The following is an 18,821-nucleotide window of genomic DNA, read 5'->3' on the forward strand; positions in this document are numbered from 1 at the left end:
CACCTCACTACTTATTTGTTCTAAAAAACATGATCTGCATAGACATTAGAGACTTGCTCCAAAATCTCGCATACATGCTCATACGTTTCTGCAGTGACCATTTCAGACCGGTATTGTTTGAAGTTGGGCATGCCGCGGAAATAATTGGTGTAGTGTCTCCTCATCTCAAGAATGCCAAGTTTTGGCCCTTTCCATTCTACGGAGAAGTCCAGGTGTTTTTTGGCGACAGCGATTCTCTCATCTAGCCCGGGTGCAGCGAGTTTTTCGCCAGTAGCAAGATAATGCTTGATTTCATTGAAGATCCAAGGGTACCCAATGGATGCTCTGCCGATCATCATGCCATCGACATTGTATTTGTTCTTGTATTCCTGAGCCTTTTCTGGCGAATCTATGTCACCATTCCCAAAAACAGGAATATGTAAACGTGGGTTTTCTTTAACCTTATTCAAATAACTCCAGTCCGCTTCACCTTTGTACATCTGGGCTCTAGTCCGTGCATGGATGCTGATAGCCTGAATTCCCACATCCTGAAGTCGCTCTGCTACTTCTACGATTCGTATCGTGTTTTGATCCCAGCCCAAACGGGTTTTCACGGTCACGGGGATGTTGACAGCTTTTACGATTTCGGCAGTCATCGAGACCATCTTGTCTATGTCCAACAGAATTCCGGCACCTGCACCTTTGCAGGCTACCTTGTTTACCGGACAGCCGTAATTGATGTCCAGAATATCTGGCTGGGCTTCTTCTACGATTGCTGCTGCTTCTCGCATCGAGTCGATTTCGTTGCCGAAAATCTGAATTCCGATTGGCTTCTCATAATCGAAAATGTCGAGTTTAGCTACACTTTTAGCAGCATCACGAATCAATCCCTCAGAGCTGATAAACTCTGTGTACATAAGGTCTGCACCGTTCTGTTTACAGACTGCTCTGAACGGTGGATCGCTGACATCTTCCATCGGTGCAAGCAACAATGGGAAGTCCCCTAACTCCAAGTTTCCTATCTTAACCACTTCTTATTTTAAATTTGCGCGTAAATTTACCCCAATTATGGAGATATACGAAACTGAATCAGAAATTGCCAAACGAAAGAATTGGCTTTTGTCCTTGATAGTCATTGTTTTAGTAGGGATAGGGATTTTGGTAGTACTTCAAGTCTTAGCACTGGCGGTTGCACCTTTTCTCTTTAATATCTCCGTCGAAGAGATTATGGGGCTGATGCTAGGGGATTATTCTCCGCAAAATGGTCGAATGGCCATGTTTTTTATCCAAGGAATTGGTTCTGGAATAGGATTTTGGGTGGCGGCATACGTGGTGATGCATTATATAGATAAAGCTGATCTGCATTGGGAGATTCAATTGCCGAGGTTTAATCTGACAGGCGCAGGCTTAGTTTTGTTAATCTCACTCGGGGGAATGTTGTTCAATGGTTTGTTGGTTTATTGGAATTCCCAGTTGGTGCTGCCGGAATTTATGTCTGGTATAGAGCTGTGGATGCAGGAGATGGAGACTCAGCTGATGGAGATGACTAAATTTCTTACAGATTTTCAGTCTATTCCTGAGCTCTTAATGGGGATTGTGGTGATTGGAGTGCTTGCAGGGATTGGTGAGGAGATGTTTTTTAGGGGGTTGATTCAGCCCAAGATGCATCTATATACAGGCAATGGACATGCAGGAGTTTGGTTGACAGCTTTTATTTTCTCGGCTATCCACTTGCAGTTTTATGGGTTCTTACCCCGATTATTTCTGGGAGGGATGTTCGGTTATCTTTATTATTATTCCGGGAGCCTTACTTATCCTATTTTGGCACACATAGCCAACAATTCAATTACTATAATATTGGTGTATGCTTCTAACCAAGGGATGATAGATTTCGACATGGAATCTACAGATACAGTGTCCTATCCTGCAGCTATGGGTGGTTTATTGGTTCTTCTGGCAGGAATCTATTACTTTAAGAAAATAAATAAGCCCAATGGAGAACTGGAACAAGGTATTTGAAACCCCAACGCAGGTAAGAGCTGAGATAGTCAAAGGCGTCTTGGAAGAACACGAAATACCTGCGGTGGTATTGAATAAAAAAGAAACGGTGTATCAGATTTTTGGGTACTACGAGGTGCATGTGCAGCATGAAAATTTGATGGAGGCAACTAACCTAATCCAGAATGAGATCACGTTTTAGTATAAATAATTACAGTAATCTAGGTCAGAGAGCCATTACGGGATTGTTTGGAGCTTTGCTTATCGTAGGTGGATGTGTTTATTCAGAATATACTTATTTCTTAGTCTTTGCTGGAATTCTGGGTTTTTCGCAGATGGAGTTTTACAAGCTCAGCGGGCTGGATGGAATGCTACCTTTGAAGAGTTTCGGTACTTTTCTTGGACTGATGATATTCTGTCTCACCTTTTTAGTACAGCAGGAACATCTCTCGGATAAGTACTTTTTCCTTATCTTCCCTATCGTCTCTATTACATTCTTTATTAAGCTTTATCGCAAAACAGATAAAAAACCTTTCACAGGCGTTGCATTTACTTTTTTGGGCCTTTTCTATGTCGCTGTGCCATTTTCCTTGCTGAATCTTGCGGTATTTTCAGTAGATGCTACCTATAATTATCAGATTATTATTGGCTGTCTTTTGATTCTTTGGGCCAGTGACACAGGAGCCTATTTTGCTGGAACAAAATTTGGTAAGACTAAGTTATTCGAGCGAGTTTCGCCCAAAAAATCCTGGGAAGGTTTCCTGGGAGGAGCATTTTCTGCGATTGGTGTGGCATTCGTATTGACAAGATACTTTCACGTGATCGAAGATTGGAAATGGCTGGTGATAGCCGGAATTATCATTATCGCGGGCACTTATGGAGATCTGATTGAGTCGCTTTTCAAGCGTTCTATTGAGATCAAGGACTCAGGCAAAGGGCTGCCAGGTCACGGAGGATTTATGGATCGTTTTGACGGTTTGTTACTTTCGGCCCCTTTTATTACCGCGTTCTTGAAAATCTTCTAATTTCCACCCCCTTAAATTGAAAATCTGCTTAATATTGTAACGCATTTGAATAACTAAATCAAACCCAAATATGGCTTACATTGAACCGGCTCCGATAAAGGATAAAGAGAATCCCTTGGAGTCAATGATGGAAAGATTCAACATCGCAGCTGAAAAGCTGGGCCTCTCCGATGAGGTGTATAATGTGTTGAAGAATCCCGCCAAACAAGTAATTGTATCTCTTCCAATTACCATGGATAATGGAAAAATCCAGGTGTTCGAAGGCATCCGAGTTATCCATTCCAATATCCTCGGTCCAGCCAAAGGTGGGATCCGATTTGCGCCAGATGTACACATCGATGAAGTGCGTGCATTAGCCGCATGGATGACATGGAAATGTGCCGTAGTGGATATTCCATATGGCGGAGGAAAAGGAGGCGTGAGGTGTAATCCTAGAGAAATGTCCAAAGGTGAAATCGAACGCTTAGTGAGAGCTTACACGATGGCTATGATCGATGTATTCGGACCGGACAAGGATATTCCTGCTCCTGATATGGGAACTGGACCTAGAGAAATGGCCTGGCTGATGGATGAGTATTCTAAAGCAAAAGGAATGACTGTCAGCTCCGTAGTTACAGGTAAACCGCTAGTGCTTGGTGGATCTTTGGGTAGAACTGAAGCTACCGGTCGTGGCGTAATGGTTTCAGCTTTGGCAGCCATGCAAAAACTGAAGATTAATCCTTTCCAAGCTACTTGTGCAGTTCAAGGATTTGGTAATGTGGGCTCTTGGGCAGCTAGGTTGTTAGAAGAAAGAGGCTTGAAGATTGTCGCTATTTCTGATCACACAGGTGCATTTTTCAATGACAAGGGGATCAATATTGTAGAGGCAATCGAATACCGCGATGCAAATGGCGGAAACCTGGAAGGTTATCAAGGAGGCGACAGAATGGAAAATGCTGCTGATCTTTTGACCCTAGAGGTAGATGTATTGGTGCCAGCGGCAGTAGAAGACGTGATCACGATTCACAATGTCAATGATATCAAAGCTAAGCTAATCGTGGAAGGTGCTAATGGCCCTACTTCAGCCAAAGCTGATGCTATCATCAATCAAAAAGGAATCATGGCTGTGCCAGATATCTTGGCAAATGCAGGAGGTGTAACGGTTTCTTATTTCGAATGGGTTCAGAATAGATTGGGTTACAAATGGACAGCTGACCGAGTGAACCGTCGCTCTGATCGAATCATGAAAGATTCATTTGAAATGGTTTATCAAGCTTCTCAGAAGTACGATGTACCGATGAGAATAGCTGCATATATCGTCGCAATTGACAAAGTAGCGAAGACATATACATTCCGAGGAGGCTTCTAAGCCAATTCTCTCGAAAGAATATTTTATCTTTGAGGCGTGGGGAATTCTCCACGCCTTTTAGTTTTGAAGCTTATGACTATACATAGAGAAGGACGCGTTTTGTTATTTTGGTTGCTAATTATTTTAGTAGCTGGGAATTATCTCATCATTTATTTCATGCCAGATGCTCGGGTGTTGTCTAATGTGGCAGTATTGGGAAGCATCGTGCTTTATCTGATTATTCTCCAATTTTTCAGAAGTCCGATATTCCAGTTGCCATCGGACGAAAGCCTTGTTTACGCGCCCGTGGATGGGAAAGTAGTGGTAATAGAGGAGACTTTTGAAGATGAGTATCTAAAAGAAAACCGCAGACAGATTTCGATTTTCATGTCTCCGATCAATGTTCACGTTACCAGATCTCCAATCAAAGGCATTGTGGAGTTTTTCCAATATCACCCAGGGAAATATTTGGTTGCTTGGCACCCTAAGTCAAGCACTGAAAACGAGCGTACTTCCCTGGTCGTGACTCATGAGAATGGAACAAAACTTATGGTCCGACAGGTAGCAGGTGCCTTGGCACGACGAATCAAATGGTATGTGAAACCAGGTTCGGAATTAGCTTCAGGTGGGGAGTTCGGTTTCATTAAATTCGGATCAAGAGTGGATGTGTACCTTCCTTTAGATGCTGAAATATTAGTAGGATTAGAAGCGAAAACTAAAGGAGGAAGAACTCCGATCGCGCGGTTGAAAGGGTAGTTTTTCTTTCTCCAGTTTTGTAGCGAATAGCGCACAGGTATCGTTTCAGGTATTGTTAACCAAATTTCTTTTTAGCCATGAAACATCTTTCCTTATTTTCTCTTATTGTAATAGCATTCGGTTTATTTGCCTGCGACAAAGATGATGATCCACTTCCGAACCAATTAGTAGGTAGCTGGGAAAGCAGGTATTTTGTGGACTCTGTAGATTATTGGGTAGTGAATACGCTAGAGTTCAAAAATGACAGTGTATATCAATTTAGAACCACCGTCAGAGATTCAGAAGCAGGCCCTGATTTAGGCTATCGTATGTATTATGATGATAGGTATGAATGGGATGGAATGAATTTCAAATATCTTCCAGACTTGGCTTATTGGATTGACTATAAAGAGGAAGCTTTTTATGTTCCACAGCAAGAGTTACGCGCCGGTATTATTGATTATTTCCATCAACCAATTGCCAGGATCACCTTTATAGATAACAAGGAGAGATTACTATTTCAGGAGCAATGTCCAGAAAACCCTGCTTTTGGGTGCGAGGAGCCAAGAGATCCTATAGAATATGTGAGAGTGGATTGAGACTGTTTAGTGTCGGAAAAAGTAGGATTCAATTTGGTGAATCCTACTTTTTTTATGCCTTGATGACTTTTTTATAAACAACGAATCCAAGACCTAGCGTAATCAGGAACAGGATCAAACTGATCCACTCAAAGGTTCTTCTTTCGTTTAGTTTTTCTTTGAGTTGCTTATCACGCTCAGCTACGGCTCTTTTCAGTGCCTGCACGTCTTGCTCTTGTCTAAGCGCGATAGCTTTGTAATCTTCTCCGGTTTGTGTAGCAGTGGTGGTTTCGATGTCACCGATCATTCTGAGTTCATCCATGATTAGATTATCCTTAGCAATGATTCGTTCCAGCCATTCGTTGGTCTCAATCATGTCTTTTTTGGTACGATTGCCAAAAATTCCGGATTTTCTGGTTTCGGAGTCTTTCCATTGTTGAGTAAGCACGTCTCGCTCCTGAACCATTTTCTCCAACTTAGCTTGCCCTGCTTCGGTGAATTGAGGATTGAGTAAGTTAAAAAGTAAGAGAAGTAAACCTAGACTCATTTTTCTGGATTGTAGTTGTGAATAGTTAGTAGCTCGGATTGATCGTTGTGGCGCTTATTTCTGATATATAAAAACGCAAAAATTAACATTCCCACAAAAAAGGTTAAAGTCGCTGATTGAGATTTCCATTGAGTTAATTCCTGGGAATTAATTTCGTGATTTTTGTGTGCAAGCTCGCTTTTAAGTTTCTGAACGTCATTTTGCAAAGAAGCAGCCAATTCCTGAAAATCTTCAGTTGCCAAGTTAGCTTGTGAGTTTTTTTCAGACATCATTTCCTGTGTTTTTTCAGGTGTGTTCTCTAGATTTTCTTCGGTGAATCGTGAATTATGACTGCCAGCGAAGATCTGAATAGGTAAGAGAAATAGCCAAGTAAAGATTGCCGTTTTCATTGAAATGTAGATTGGTGGTTTTCCTGATCCCTATCCAAACAGCATTCCAACCCTCGGTTTATTTTCTCCAGCCTCTGGTCATTTCTTTTTTGCCAGGAGGGCCAGGCAAAGTTTCTACTGCAAGTCCCATTTCCTTCAAATCTCTTTTCAGTTGACCGGTGGCACAGTAGGTAGTAAATATGCCGCCTGCATTCAGGCTGTCACAAACCTTGCGGAGCACTACTTTTGACCACATTTCAGGCTGTTTGCTTGGCGCAAAAGCATCATAAAAGACCACATCAGATGGGTAGAGTTGGACATCTTGAAGCGTAACTTTCTCTTTTTTCATGTTGAAATATTCAGACATGATGATGCCTTTGTCCCATTCTGCTTTGTGTAATCTTTGCAGATAAGGCTTGTAATGAAAAATCGCATCATCCATATCCCCATAGTTTAGCTGGGAATAAATATCCTCAGTTAGCGGAAAGGGCTCTATGCTATGATAAAGTACTGGGATCTGATTTTGCTCCGCCCATACTAGCGTCAGCCAAGCGTTGAGACCTGTGCCAAACCCAACTTCAAAAATCCTGATTGGCTTTTTCTTGGGGTTATTCATCACCCAAGTATCCAATCCATAGAGCATATTGATGTGGATAGATTCTCTAAATGCGCCTCCCAAATTGTGATAACTCTCCTTCAGGTCGTCATTGTATAGAGAATGTGACCCATCTTCCGTGGTGATAATTCTCAGACTCGAACTCATACCGAATAGATTAAAGCTGAGCAATAAGCCGAAATTCCTTCTTGTCTTCCTACAAAGCCAAGTTTTTCAGTAGTTGTAGCTTTGATAGAAATATCATTTTCGGATACATTCATCACCTCCGCTAGACATTGCTTCATGGCCGGGATGTGTGGGTTTAATTTTGGGAGCTGCAAGCAAATGGTGGTGTCTAAATTGCCAACTTCATAGCCAGCTTCACGGAGTAGAACCATTACTTCTGACAAGAGAATCTTACTGTCTATTCCTTTGAACTTCGGGTCTTGGTCGGAAAAATGAAAACCAATATCACGAAGATTCGCAGCACCTAGCAGTGCATCACAAATCACATGGATCAAAACATCGGCGTCGGAGTGTCCGACTGCGCCTTTTTCATAGGCTAATTTGATACCGCCCAGCCAGAAGTCATAGCCTTCTTTGAGTTGATGGACGTCATAGCCGAAACCTATTCTGAATTTGTTCATGCAGGTACAGATTTATAGTAAAGTACTGAGGAGTTTTCTTCACGGATCAGGCGGTTTGCCCAGGTCATGATTTCATCTCCTTTTATTTTTGATTTTTTATTGAATTCTCCGAAGTACAAATCCGGGCTCCCAAGCTGCGCATAATTTGCCAGGTTCATGGCACGATTAATTAGCTGAATGGATTCGTAAGTCTTCATGGCCTCACCTTGGTTCTTCACCTTTTCAAGCATGTTTTCGGAGATTTCTGAAGTAAGAAAGTTTGAAACTACGGCATCAAGAGCATTTTCCGCTTCTTCCGCTTTCACTCCATTTTCCATTTTTCCAGAGAAAATAAGTAATCCTGGATCCACAGAACCTAAGACATAAGCACCCACCGCAGCAAATAGTTTTCCGTTTTTCACTAATGTTTGCTCCAGAAGAGATGACTTGCCAAAACCTATGATGTCTGTGACCAAGTCTGCTTCCAGGTATCCGTTTGCTAATTTGGCCGGCATTTTATAGGCTTTATACAGCGCATCCGTGGGCACAGGTGCTTCTACTGTCTTAGTTCGTTTGGTCAGTTGCGTAGGCTCAGCAGGAATCGAGTCTGAAGCTTTGCTCTGATTAGGGATAGGTTCAAACCATTTTTTGGCTAAGCGCTCAACTTCCCCTGCTGTCACCGCTCCAGCTACCACCAAGACGGCATTGTCAGGTCTGTAGTGGGCTTGATAGAATTCCCAGACGTCTTCCTGCGTATAGTTGATTATATCCTCCAGATTTTGCCCGATGGTAGGCCATCGATAAGGGTGCGTCGTGAAGGCTAAGTCACGTAAATGATGAAAAACATCCCCGTAAGGTTGATTTAGGTAGCGCTGCTTGTACTCCTCCATGACTACCTTTCGCTGATTTTCGATTGTTTTCTCGCTCAGGGTCAGTTGCAGCATGCGGTCAGATTCCAGCCAAAAGGCCGTTTCTAGGTTCGCGGCTGGTATCGTGATGTAATAGTTCGTAATGTCTGGACTGGTAAAGGCATTGCAGGCGCCGCCGACCCGCTCCAGCTCTCGGTCGAAAACAGGGACATTCGCCGAACTCCCAAACATCAAATGCTCGAAGAAATGTGCGAGTCCAGTTTTACCGGGCTTTTCGTTTCGGGACCCCACTTTATAGAGTAGGTTGAATACGGCGATTTTGCTGCCGTGATCCTCATGTACAATTACTTCGAGTCCGTTTTTCAGGAAAAATTTAGTGTAGGGTAGCATAGGTGTAGGGTGCAAAGCTAAGATAATTGGCAATTTTGGCTAGTCAGGAACTGCATTTTAAATAAACCTTAGTGTAAAATCTTCAGTTTAACCAGCAACGCTCCCACTAGTGTAAGCATTCCAGATTTTTTCGAAAAAAAAGCGAACTTTGATTTGCCTTAGTTAATCTTTATTTATCATCCTCAGCTCAAACCCCTATGAAAAAACATTGCGTAGAACTCCAAAAGACAGGTCAGTTTTCACAATTTTTTTTGGACTATATCGAGGGAAAAAAGGAATTAGAGCCTTTTTATGCACTTGCACCTAAGATGGAGAATTTTCAGCAGGCAATTGAGCAGAAGTCTTTTTCCCAAAGTAAAAGAAAAACACTAGTCGAGGCTCTTCAAAATCAATATGCCAATCAGGAAGTAAGCTATGCCGTTTCTTCGAATATAGAGTCATTAGCTTCTGAGAAGACCTTCACCGTAACCACTGGGCATCAGCTGAACCTATTTACCGGTCCGCTTTACTTTATTTATAAAATTGTTTCGACGATCAATCTCGCAAAGAAATTAGAGGAAAATTACCCCGACAGCAAGTTTGTACCGGTTTATTGGATGGCAACAGAAGATCATGATTTTGACGAGATCAATTACTTCAAGTTGGATGGGAAGAAGTATCAGTGGAACTCAGATCAGACTGGTGCGGTAGGTCATTTCGAATTGGATAAGAGCTTCAAGGATTTTCTGAAGTCGGTTTCCTTTGCGCCTGAGGTTTTTTTGGAGGCATATTCTTCTTCCAAGACTTTAGCCGAGGCAGTTAGAAAGTATGTCAATTCACTTTTTGGAGAGGAGGGATTAGTAATCGTAGATGGGGATGATGTGAGTTTGAAGTATGAGTTCAAGGAAGTTATTCTCTCAGATTTATTTGAGCATGCTCCATTTGAAAAAGCTACCGAAGCGACTAACGCTCTAGAGAAACTCGGCTACAGCAGTCAGATTTTCCCGAGGGAAATCAATTTCTTTTATTTGGATAAAGGTGTTCGGGAGCGAATTGAACGCATGGAGTCTGGATTTGGTGTAGTGAATACTGAGCTGAGGTTTTCTGACGAGGAGATGAAAGCCTTGGTAGAAAAACATCCGGAGCGATTCAGTCCAAATGTTGTATTGCGCCCCCTTTATCAGGAAAGTATTTTGCCAAATTTGGCCTATTTGGGAGGCCCGGCAGAAGTAGTGTATTGGCTTCAGTTGAAAGGAGTTTTTGATCATTTTGAAGTTCCCTTTCCAGTTATTTTGCCGAGGAATTTTGCGCTGATCATCAATCAAAAACTACAGCGCAAAATGGCGCAGTTGAATTGGGATATTGAGGATCTCTTTGTAGATGTGGATCACTGGAAAAAGACTTTTGTGAAGGCTGAGGCAAGTATAGATATTGAGTTGAAAAAGCAGAAGGAAGTGATATCCACACTTTTTGATATGAAAGGAAAGGAAGCTGCTCACTTGGAGAAAAGCTTGGAGAATGCATTCGAAGCAGGGAAAGTGCGCTCTTTGAAAATCATCGATCAGATGGCTACAAAGCTTCGAAAGGCTGAGGAGCGTCGGTTACACACGCAAATTGAACGTGCATCTGCGATTCAAGAACTAGTAAAGCCAGGTGGTAGCCCACAGGAACGCGTGGTCAACATGATGCAGTTTTACCTAAGTAATCCAGAGCTGATCGCTTCACTTTTGGATTGTTTTGATCCGATGGATTTTAAAATGATGGTGCTAGCGGATGAATCGTGATAAGCAGGAGTTGAGGAGGTTTTATAAGCAAAGGCGGGCAGCTATGTCAGCAGAAGAGATAGAGGGAAAATCTCTTCAGATTACGGATCAGGTGATATCTTTTTTGAAGGAGCGTGAGACTTTGAATCATTTCCACCTTTTTTTTCCCATCTCAAGACAGCGTGAAGTCAATACATTTCCCCTCAAAGATTTTTTGGAAAGTAGAGGAAGCGTCCTGTACACTGCGAAAGTAGCGCCTGATACGTTGATCTTGCAGACTTTGCGACAGGAGCCTAAGACTACATTTCTGATAGATCAATGGGGTATCCCTGTGCCGAGAGATTTTGAAGTCGTGGAGAGCGAGGCCATTCAGGTGGTTTTTATCCCGCTTTTGGCATATGACCAAAAAGGCAATAGAATAGGGTTTGGAAAGGGATATTACGATGTGTATTTAAGTAGTTTAAGTCCTCATGTGTTAAAAATAGGCTTGAGCTTCTTTGAGCCTGAAGCAAAAATCCCATTTGAGAAGCACGATATACCGCTTGACTATTGCGTTACGCCAGAAAATATTCTTACTTTTTAGGTCTTTATAAATTCAGCAATCCATGCGCTTTCCCTTTATAGTGGTTGTCACCACATTCCTTTTGATGTTTTCGCTTCCTTCAGAGTCTATGGCTCAGTTAAGAGATTATAATACGATGATAGGAATGACCGCCGGGACGAATATCGGAGGTACAGTGAAACAGTTCTTTTCGCCTCAGAGTGCAGTAGATCTTCTTGTTTATCGAAGGTGGAAGGGATGGGTGGCAGCTGCTTTATATGAGCATCATTTGGACATCAGAGAGCTGAGGGGCTTAGAGTGGTATTTTGGAGGAGGCGCTCATTATGGTATGTGGAAAGATGGAAAAGGAGAGCCGCCTTGGGTGGATCCCATCGATCAGGATTATGCTGCCTTTGGGATAGATGCGATAGTGGGACTGGAATACAATATCAACCGAAGTAGCTTTTATGTTGGGGTATATTGGAAGCCGGCTTACAACTTTACCGACTTTACCAAGTTGTGGGAGGATGAGGCAGCCTTTACTCTGAGGTATGCGCTATGAAAGTGTGGTATTGATTTCAGTAGTGTGCACTATTTGTAGAATAATGTTTTAAGGGGAAGAATTTTATTGCCGTTATTTTTTTAGCCTATTTTATCCAATTTGTTATCCATACTCGACTTTATGGATGAATAAAGTATCTCTAGAATTGAAATTTTTCAGAAATATCAGGTCTTCTATTATTTTTTCAACCCAAGTTGTTTTTTTTGATAAAAGATAAATAATTGTCAAAATTTTAATTTTTTGGCAACTATGAAATAATATTCTGTTTAAACTGATATTTTTTCTGATAGTCTATTGATTTCATTCCTGAAGCGGAATAAGATTAATAATTCTTCTGTGAAAACCGTTTATACTGAAATTTAACCGTTTATTCTAATTAAGGGTATTTATTTTACTATTATGGATGTTGTTTTATATTATTTGACAAGAGGGATGTATTAATTGTATTTTTTTTATTATTTATATAATAATGCCTGCTTGGGAGTGATTTCATGTAGCATTTTGATATTCGATTTTAAGGAATTTTCTTTAGGTATCAACCAAATAAATACCTTATGAGAAAAGCTTTACTATGTATTGTTTTGCTGCTAACAACAACCCTCAGTTTTGAGGTGTTGGCACAACAACGGCAAATTACCGGAACGGTAATTTCAGCGGAGGACGGCCTCGGATTGCCAGGGGTGAATGTCCTAATCAAAGATTCCTCGCGAGGGGTTATTACAGACTTAGACGGAAAGTATTCTATTGCAGCCAGCACAGGTGAGACCTTGGTATTCTCGTTTGTGGGTTACCTATCTCAGGAGATTGAAATAGCTCAGAGCAGTGTTATTGATGTCACACTTGAAACAGATGCTAAGATTCTAGGAGAAGTGATAGTCGTAGGCTATGGTAGTACGACCAAGGGGGATTTGACGGGGAATATCGCCAGTGTAAAAGGTTCTGACCTAGCAACTGTACCTGTAGTGAATTTCCAGGATGCCTTGCAAGGCCGTATGGCGGGAGTTTTTGTCCAGTCTTCTAGTGGTAAGCTAGGTGAAGGAGTGAAGATTAGAGTACGAGGAACCACGTCTATTTCTGGTGGAAACGATCCGCTATATGTTATTGACGGGATTCCGGTGACTTCAAATGGTGCAATAGGATATTATAATCCGATGTCAGACATCAATCCAGGAGACATTGAGTCTTTGGAGGTTTTGAAAGATGCCTCAGCTTCAGCTATTTATGGTGCTCGTGGAGCTAATGGGGTTGTTTTGGTAACTACCAAGTCTGGCTCTAAAGGGAAAACCAAATTTAACGTTGGTATTCAAAGAGGTTACTCCAGCCCGACGCGAAAGAAAGAATTCTTGAATGCTTCGGAGTTTGTGGAGCTGATGAGAGAAGCTGGGTATAACAATGACCTTCAGATCTATAATATCGATCCAATAAATAATCCTGATGATTATCCTGGTTCAGATCTTGAATTTGTAGAAAGTAGATTGGATAGATATTCGGGCTATGCAGATTGGAGAACGGGTGAGATAGATACAGACTGGCAAGATCAAGCTTTCAATGAGGATGCAGGTACTTTCAGTGTGAATTTCTCTGCATCTGGAGGAGATGATAAGACGAGATTCTTCTTGAGCGGATCCTATGATCAACAAACAGGTATTATGATTCGAAATGATTTTGAAAGAATATCAGGACGACTTAATCTGGATCATTCTGTATCAGAGAAGTTTTTAATAGGCGCAAATTTCAGCCTTAGTCGAACTGATAATAATCGTCTTTCAGATGATAACCAGTTTAACAACCCAATTCAGCTAGTCGCTCTGGCACCTATTACTCCTATCAGAGATGAGAATGGTGAGCTTTATGATAGGCCTACTACTACCTACTATAACAATTTGATAGATTCTGAAAATGCAGAATGGGTGAATTTGTCCTTTAGAAATCTGACGAATCTATTTGGTGAGTATAAGATTTTACCAAATTTGAAATTTAGAACAGAGTTTGGTGTCGATATATTCAACCAGAACGAGGAGCAGTTTTTTGGCTCTAGAACCAATTCCGGTTTGTCAACAAATGGATTTGGCCGGTCGAGATGGGCTAGGATTGTAAATTACAATACCAACAATTTCTTCACCTACAATAAGGTGTTTAATGAAATGCACAATTTTGAAGCAGTGGTGGGGATGTCCTTTCAGCGTTCTGATCAAAGCAGTGCTTTCGTGGAAGGACAAGAATTCCCTTTAGATGATTTGAAAACTCTTGCTTCAGCAGCAGAAATCACTGGAGGATCGTCTTCATTGACAAATTTCACCTTCCTGTCTTATTTCGCCAGGGTGAATTATAAATATGGTCAGAAGTATCTTGCAACCTTGAGCGCAAGGATGGACGGCTCTTCACGTTTTGGTCCTAACAATCGCTATGGATTTTTTCCAGCAGCCTCAGTAGGCTGGATCCTTTCCGAAGAGGGCTTTTTGCAGGGAAATAGTACTGTAAGTTTATTAAAATTGAGAGGTTCTTACGGATTGACAGGTAATGCTGAAATTGGGAATTTCGACCATTTGGGTCTTTACGGTTCGTCTGCTTATGGACTGGTTCCTGGACTAGTACCTACTCAGATTCCCAATCCAGATTTGACTTGGGAGAACACACGTCAACTAGACTTGGGAATTGAGTTTGGAATCTTGAATGACCGGATCACTGGTGAGATTGATTACTACAATAAGAATACAACAGATTTGTTGCTTAACGTGCCGGTACCAGCTACCTCTGGTTTTAATACCCAGCTTACAAACATCGGTAAGATGCAGAACCAAGGTGTAGAAATTGTCTTGAACTCGGTCAACATTGCTAAGCCAAACTTCCAGTGGAATACTTCAATAAATTTTGCTAGAAACGTCAACGAAGTGAAAGAGTTAGCGCCAGGACAGGAGTCAATACCTCCATCATCCTCCAGGTTCTTGAATGCAGTAATTATCGGTGAGCCGTTAGGTGTTTTCTTTGGTGTAGCCTATGCAGGGGTAGATCCACAGAATGGTGATGCACTTTACTATACGAATGCAGATCAAACTGAAACGACCACTGACTATAACGAAGCAGAGCGAGTAGTACTAGGAGATCCAAATCCATCGTTTTTGGCTGGTATGAGCAATACTTTCAAGTATAAAGGCTTCGATCTCATGTTCTTGTTCCAAGGAGTATTTGGAAATGAGATCTTTGAGGGTGGTGGAGGATTCTACTCCGCTAATGGAGATTGGTTTGATAACTCTACGCGAGATCAACTTGCAAGATGGCAAAACCCTGGTGACGTGACGGATATACCTCAAGCACGACTAGGTGAGTGTAACGGGTGTCAAGCATCTAGCAGATATCTTTCCGACGGGTCTTATGTAAGGCTGAAAACGCTTAATGTTGGATATTCATTTAGTCCTAAGGTTCTATCCAAGATTAATCTGACAAGCTTGAGAGTTTTCTTCACCGGTCAAAACCTGCTGACATTTACAGATTATAAAGGATGGGATCCTGAAGTAAGTGCGGATTATTTGGGAGGAAATATCCAAATCGGAAATGATTTCTATTCAGCTCCGCAAGCCAAAACACTTTCTATTGGTCTTAATGTTGGATTTTAACTGAACTTATTATGAAAAAATATATAATTATTGGATTAGTTATTTTGTTTTCGGGATGTGCGGATCAATTGGATTTGTCCCCTCAGCAAAGTGTTGATCAGGATTTAGCTTTGAGTACGGATGCCAATGTAAAAAGAGTCCTACAAGGGGCTTATTCCGAAATCCGAACCGGAGATTTATATGGTGGTAGTTTGCTGCTATATGCAGAAATGCTAGGTGCCAATGGCGAGGTAAGATGGGAAGGTACTTTCAATCAGCCACGAGAGATGTACAATAAAAATATTTTTGTCAACAACTCTTTTGTGCAAGGCACCTGGTCAGCAGCCTATCGAGCCATCAATGTGTCTAATAATATCCTGGCCTCGCTGGAGGTGGTGAATGCTGAAGATAGATCTCAAGTGGAAGGTGAAGCCTTGTTCATCAGAGGGTCTATGTTTTTCGAATTGGTAAAATTCTATGCGCTTCCTTATTCGGCGGGTAACATCCAGTCCAACTTGGGGGTGCCATTAGTTCTTACGCCTACCAGACAAATCAATGAGGAAAGTTTTGTTCCTAGAAATACTGTTGCTGAAGTTTATGCTCAGATTATCAGTGATCTAGAAAAAGCAGAAGCTCAATTGCCTGCGGTAAACGGATTTCTGGCGCGAAACTATGTAGCAGCAGCTCAACTTTCTCGGGTTTATTTGCAGATGCAGGATTATGTCAAAGCAAGAGATGCTGCAAACAGAGCTATTACACTAGCTACAGCCAATGGAAAAATGTTGACTTCAAACTACTTGGATGCGTTCAATACCGACGGCGATTCTATCGAAGATTTGTTCTCTATTCAGGTAAATACGCAAGATTCAGACAACGACATGTTCCTTTATTATTCTCTCCCGGAGTTCGGCGCGAGAGATGGTGATGTCGCTATTTTGACTCCTCACTTCACTTTCTATGAAGCAGGAGATGATAGGCTAAATCAGTTTTACGAAGGCGCTGGCGAGGAAAGAACTGCTAAGTGGAGAGATCAATTTAAAAATGTGAAGGTGATCAGACTAGCAGAGATGTACTTGACCAGAGCTGAGGCCAATTTTAGATTGGGAACTTCAGAAGGAGCTACGCCATTAGCAGATCTGAACAGAATAAGACAAAGAGCTAAGCTACCTGCAGCTACTACTGTTTCTTTGGCGTCTATTCTCGCAGAGAGAAAAGTAGAATTAGCTCACGAAGGCCAATTCTTACACGATGTCAAAAGAAATCAGGGTTCTATAAAAGACAATGCGTCAAATGCCACCTTTAGCTATACCGATGGGAAATTAATATTCCCTATCCCTCAGCGTGAGATGGACGCCAACCCAAATTTGATTCAAAATTCGGCCTACACAAATTAATTAGGTACTAAATTGGTAAAAAGCAGCTCCAAATGGGGCTGCTTTTTTTATGCCTTGTCTGTTATATCTTTTGGACAATCACTACCTTAAACAAGGCAAGTGACCCGTTCTTCGTCTTTAAACTTCAATTTTTATGATCAATTCTGATTCAATTAGTGCTCCATTGAAGCCATTCGAAACAATAGGTCTATGCTTTAGCGGCGGAGGATATCGGGCCAGCGCATTCAGCCTAGGTGTCTTGGATTATCTTCAGAGGGTTAGCTTTGATGAACGACCCTTACTTGATAAGGTCATTGCACTAAGCTCGGTCAGTGGCGGGACGATCACAGCGGCTACTTATGCAGCTAGTCAAGCTAAGGGGGATTCATTTGCTACTTTTTACAGAAAACTCTACACCTTTCTCAAAGAAGATAAGCTAGTAGATGAGGCTGTATCGAAATTTATGGATGAAGAAGTTTGGAGAAATACCACCCGGAGTAGATCAATCATCAATGGGTTTGCGCTCACGTATTTTGAGCGTTTAGTGGAAGAAAGCTTCAGGGAGTTAGATCCGGATTCTATGCAAGGCCATTTGAAATATGTGGCTTTTAATGCAACAGAGTTTTCTTTCGGATTGGCGTTCAGGTTTCAGAATGCCAATATGTTTGGTAATTATCCTTTGAACTGTCAGGAACTTGAAGCTGTAGCACCATCTATTAGAATTGCTGATGCTATAGCATCTTCCTCTTGTTTTCCGGGAGGGTTTGACCCAATGATTTTTCCCAATGATTATTTTGAAGACCACCAAAGTGAAACTTATCTGAAGTTGGTTAAAGTCGATAATTTCAAAAATGGCATCGGGATAATGGATGGTGGAATCGTGGACAATCAGGGAATCGGTAGTATGGTTAATTTTGACAAAAGCTCGAAGAATGGTTTTCCACTTGACCTCCTGATCATCAATGATGTGGATGGCTATAAAATGAAACCATGGGAAAAATTCACGCCTTCCAACAGCACGGGCGAAGCAGAACCTTTGGATTCATTGGTCAATCGGTACTTGGCCTATCTTCAGCTGAAGCCATTATATTGGGTGGGGCTGAGCTTGTCAGGTTTGAGTTTGTGGTATTTTTTTGGGTTAGACTGGGCAATGCTGACTAGTATGCTCTCTGGGTTAGTTGGTGTTTTTTCTGTGCTTACTGTTCTTGGATTAGTTGGAAACGTATTGGTAGGGAAAATAAAAAGGAAAATAAAGGAAGAATTCGTAAGCAATATCCCAACTCCGCTACAGGATGATGTCGAGAAGTTCACCCAGCTACAAGTCAGTCAGGTAAGAGAAATGATTCAAAATCGATTTACCTCTGCTATGAAAATGATTAACTCTGTTTTCCTGAGGCAAATAAGACGCATTAATTTTGATTATTTCTACACCTCACCAAGATTTAAAAACAGACGGATTACCTCTATGGTTTACCAGCTGAATGGCTTACAAAACAATGTCAGTAATGAAAATCAAAAGAAGAAAGCAAATCAGGTCACTGTTTCTGATTCGATCAAAGCAGTTGCGTTAAGTGCTTCAGAGATGCCCACTACCCTTTGGTGGAGGGAAAATGATATTCAAGAAAACAGACAGGACAAGTTGATAGCGTGCGGTCAATTCACTACTTGCTATAATTTGATTAAATACATACAGGATCTTCCGTCTGAGTATAATAGCTTAGAGGTAAAGAATCTTGAAAAATTACTTCTGGAAGATTGGAGCAAATTTGAGACAAATCCGCTGGTTTTTGTCGGAAAAGAGTAATTCCACGTATTCGTTCTACCTCAGCATACGGATGAATTAGGTATTATCTAATACCATGCTTTCCTTAAATCACTCCTCTATTTTTAAGTTCCTAGACCTGAAGTAAGAATTATGTTTTGGGAAGAAATGTAAATTCGGAAAAGCAAATAAGCAATTTTTAATTGTTACT

General features: G+C 41.4%; 18 protein-coding genes. 12 read left to right on the plus strand and 6 right to left on the minus strand.

Translation table 11 applies throughout. The features are described 5' to 3' along the window. Positions 1–20: 20 nt before the first annotated feature. Positions 21–1,010 carry a tRNA dihydrouridine synthase DusB gene (gene dusB, locus ABJH64_RS09680; protein ID WP_348277054.1) on the minus strand — a complete coding sequence of 330 codons (990 nt, stop codon included), beginning with the start codon at positions 1,008–1,010 and terminating at the stop codon, positions 21–23. Between the two features lie 37 nt (positions 1,011–1,047). On the opposite strand from dusB, the gene ABJH64_RS09685 reads away from it, so the two are divergent. The 6 genes from ABJH64_RS09685 (at position 1,048) to ABJH64_RS09710 (ending at position 5,663) form a co-directional block, all read left to right on the plus strand. Beyond that, the gene (locus ABJH64_RS09685; RefSeq protein ID WP_348277055.1) at positions 1,048–1,998 is read left to right on the plus strand and encodes a CPBP family intramembrane glutamic endopeptidase; all 951 of its coding nucleotides are present in this window, start codon (positions 1,048–1,050) and stop codon (positions 1,996–1,998) included. Beyond that, entirely contained in the window at positions 1,973–2,179 is a 207-nt protein-coding gene (locus tag ABJH64_RS09690; RefSeq protein ID WP_348277056.1) for a DUF2007 domain-containing protein, read from the plus strand. Before ABJH64_RS09685 ends, ABJH64_RS09690 begins: the two co-directional genes overlap by 26 nt. After that, on the plus strand, positions 2,163–3,002 hold the full coding sequence (locus ABJH64_RS09695) for a phosphatidate cytidylyltransferase (RefSeq protein ID WP_348277057.1): 840 nt from the start codon (positions 2,163–2,165) through the stop codon (positions 3,000–3,002). Before ABJH64_RS09690 ends, ABJH64_RS09695 begins: the two co-directional genes overlap by 17 nt. Before the next feature lie 70 nt (positions 3,003–3,072). After that, positions 3,073–4,350, plus strand: a complete 1,278-nt coding sequence (locus tag ABJH64_RS09700; protein ID WP_348277058.1) for a Glu/Leu/Phe/Val dehydrogenase — start codon at positions 3,073–3,075, stop codon at positions 4,348–4,350. Between the two features lie 72 nt (positions 4,351–4,422). Next, positions 4,423–5,085, plus strand: coding sequence for a phosphatidylserine decarboxylase family protein (locus ABJH64_RS09705; protein ID WP_348277059.1), 663 nt, complete (start codon positions 4,423–4,425; stop codon positions 5,083–5,085). A 77-nt stretch (positions 5,086–5,162) separates the two neighbouring features. Then, positions 5,163–5,663: a hypothetical protein gene (locus ABJH64_RS09710; protein ID WP_348277060.1), complete on the plus strand. Its 501-nt coding sequence runs from the start codon at positions 5,163–5,165 to the stop codon at positions 5,661–5,663. A 52-nt stretch (positions 5,664–5,715) separates the two neighbouring features. On the opposite strand, the gene ABJH64_RS09715 is transcribed toward ABJH64_RS09710, so the two are convergent. From ABJH64_RS09715 to ABJH64_RS09735, 5 genes are read right to left on the minus strand one after another with little or no spacing between them, the layout of a single operon-like run. Then, a complete protein-coding gene (locus tag ABJH64_RS09715) occupies positions 5,716–6,189 on the minus strand; it encodes a Clp protease ClpB (protein WP_348277061.1) in 474 nt (157 codons plus the stop codon). Further along, positions 6,186–6,578 (minus strand): hypothetical protein, encoded by a 393-nt coding sequence (locus tag ABJH64_RS09720; RefSeq protein ID WP_348277062.1) that lies wholly within the window; start codon positions 6,576–6,578, stop codon positions 6,186–6,188. Before ABJH64_RS09720 ends, ABJH64_RS09715 begins: the two co-directional genes overlap by 4 nt. Positions 6,579–6,636: 58 nt before the next feature. Continuing rightward, on the minus strand, positions 6,637–7,320 hold the full coding sequence (gene mnmD / locus ABJH64_RS09725; RefSeq protein WP_348277063.1) for a tRNA (5-methylaminomethyl-2-thiouridine)(34)-methyltransferase MnmD: 684 nt from the start codon (positions 7,318–7,320) through the stop codon (positions 6,637–6,639). Further along, on the minus strand, positions 7,317–7,799 hold the full coding sequence (ispF, locus tag ABJH64_RS09730; protein ID WP_348277064.1) for a 2-C-methyl-D-erythritol 2,4-cyclodiphosphate synthase: 483 nt from the start codon (positions 7,797–7,799) through the stop codon (positions 7,317–7,319). The genes mnmD and ispF overlap by 4 nt, the downstream gene beginning before the upstream one ends. Continuing rightward, positions 7,796–9,037 (minus strand): pitrilysin family protein, encoded by a 1,242-nt coding sequence (locus ABJH64_RS09735; RefSeq protein ID WP_348277065.1) that lies wholly within the window; start codon positions 9,035–9,037, stop codon positions 7,796–7,798. Before ABJH64_RS09735 ends, ispF begins: the two co-directional genes overlap by 4 nt. 197 nt (positions 9,038–9,234) lie before the next feature. On the opposite strand from ABJH64_RS09735, the gene bshC reads away from it, so the two are divergent. The 6 genes from bshC to ABJH64_RS09765 all read left to right on the plus strand — a co-directional run bounded on the left by bshC (position 9,235) and on the right by ABJH64_RS09765 (position 18,652). Continuing rightward, the gene (bshC, locus tag ABJH64_RS09740) at positions 9,235–10,800 is read left to right on the plus strand and encodes a bacillithiol biosynthesis cysteine-adding enzyme BshC (protein ID WP_348277066.1); all 1,566 of its coding nucleotides are present in this window, start codon (positions 9,235–9,237) and stop codon (positions 10,798–10,800) included. Beyond that, positions 10,790–11,362, plus strand: a complete 573-nt coding sequence (locus ABJH64_RS09745) for a 5-formyltetrahydrofolate cyclo-ligase (RefSeq protein ID WP_348277067.1) — start codon at positions 10,790–10,792, stop codon at positions 11,360–11,362. The genes bshC and ABJH64_RS09745 overlap by 11 nt, the downstream gene beginning before the upstream one ends. Before the next feature lie 22 nt (positions 11,363–11,384). Next, the gene (locus tag ABJH64_RS09750) at positions 11,385–11,882 is read left to right on the plus strand and encodes a hypothetical protein (protein WP_348277068.1); all 498 of its coding nucleotides are present in this window, start codon (positions 11,385–11,387) and stop codon (positions 11,880–11,882) included. Between the two features lie 554 nt (positions 11,883–12,436). Continuing rightward, positions 12,437–15,496 (plus strand): TonB-dependent receptor, encoded by a 3,060-nt coding sequence (locus ABJH64_RS09755; RefSeq protein ID WP_348277069.1) that lies wholly within the window; start codon positions 12,437–12,439, stop codon positions 15,494–15,496. An 11-nt stretch (positions 15,497–15,507) separates the two neighbouring features. Further along, complete coding sequence (locus ABJH64_RS09760) at positions 15,508–16,869, plus strand: RagB/SusD family nutrient uptake outer membrane protein (RefSeq protein WP_348277070.1); 1,362 nt, start codon at positions 15,508–15,510, stop codon at positions 16,867–16,869. A 133-nt stretch (positions 16,870–17,002) separates the two neighbouring features. Then, a complete protein-coding gene (locus ABJH64_RS09765; protein WP_348277071.1) occupies positions 17,003–18,652 on the plus strand; it encodes a patatin-like phospholipase family protein in 1,650 nt (549 codons plus the stop codon). Positions 18,653–18,821 lie beyond the last annotated feature (169 nt).

The organism is Algoriphagus sp. (assembly GCF_039969895.1).
Taxonomy (GTDB): domain Bacteria; phylum Bacteroidota; class Bacteroidia; order Cytophagales; family Cyclobacteriaceae; genus Algoriphagus.

Bases quoted from the DNA above. Each gene is read 5' to 3' on its own strand.
- ABJH64_RS09705 (WP_348277059.1), top strand. From the start codon at position 4,423: ATGACTATACATAGAGAAGGACGCGTTTTGTTATTTTGGTTGCTAATT.
- ABJH64_RS09685 (WP_348277055.1), top strand. From the start codon at position 1,048: ATGGAGATATACGAAACTGAATCAGAAATTGCCAAACGAAAGAATTGG.
- ABJH64_RS09735 (WP_348277065.1), bottom strand. From the start codon at position 9,037: ATGCTACCCTACACTAAATTTTTCCTGAAAAACGGACTCGAAGTAATT.
- ABJH64_RS09690 (WP_348277056.1), top strand. From the start codon at position 1,973: ATGGAGAACTGGAACAAGGTATTTGAAACCCCAACGCAGGTAAGAGCT.
- ABJH64_RS09715 (WP_348277061.1), bottom strand. From the start codon at position 6,189: ATGAGTCTAGGTTTACTTCTCTTACTTTTTAACTTACTCAATCCTCAA.
- ABJH64_RS09710 (WP_348277060.1), top strand. From the start codon at position 5,163: ATGAAACATCTTTCCTTATTTTCTCTTATTGTAATAGCATTCGGTTTA.
- ABJH64_RS09700 (WP_348277058.1), top strand. From the start codon at position 3,073: ATGGCTTACATTGAACCGGCTCCGATAAAGGATAAAGAGAATCCCTTG.
- ABJH64_RS09720 (WP_348277062.1), bottom strand. From the start codon at position 6,578: ATGAAAACGGCAATCTTTACTTGGCTATTTCTCTTACCTATTCAGATC.
- ABJH64_RS09755 (WP_348277069.1), top strand. From the start codon at position 12,437: ATGAGAAAAGCTTTACTATGTATTGTTTTGCTGCTAACAACAACCCTC.
- ABJH64_RS09765 (WP_348277071.1), top strand. From the start codon at position 17,003: ATGATCAATTCTGATTCAATTAGTGCTCCATTGAAGCCATTCGAAACA.
- ABJH64_RS09745 (WP_348277067.1), top strand. From the start codon at position 10,790: ATGAATCGTGATAAGCAGGAGTTGAGGAGGTTTTATAAGCAAAGGCGG.
- ABJH64_RS09750 (WP_348277068.1), top strand. From the start codon at position 11,385: ATGCGCTTTCCCTTTATAGTGGTTGTCACCACATTCCTTTTGATGTTT.
- mnmD (WP_348277063.1), bottom strand. From the start codon at position 7,320: ATGAGTTCGAGTCTGAGAATTATCACCACGGAAGATGGGTCACATTCT.
- bshC (WP_348277066.1), top strand. From the start codon at position 9,235: ATGAAAAAACATTGCGTAGAACTCCAAAAGACAGGTCAGTTTTCACAA.
- ABJH64_RS09695 (WP_348277057.1), top strand. From the start codon at position 2,163: ATGAGATCACGTTTTAGTATAAATAATTACAGTAATCTAGGTCAGAGA.
- ispF (WP_348277064.1), bottom strand. From the start codon at position 7,799: ATGAACAAATTCAGAATAGGTTTCGGCTATGACGTCCATCAACTCAAA.
- ABJH64_RS09760 (WP_348277070.1), top strand. From the start codon at position 15,508: ATGAAAAAATATATAATTATTGGATTAGTTATTTTGTTTTCGGGATGT.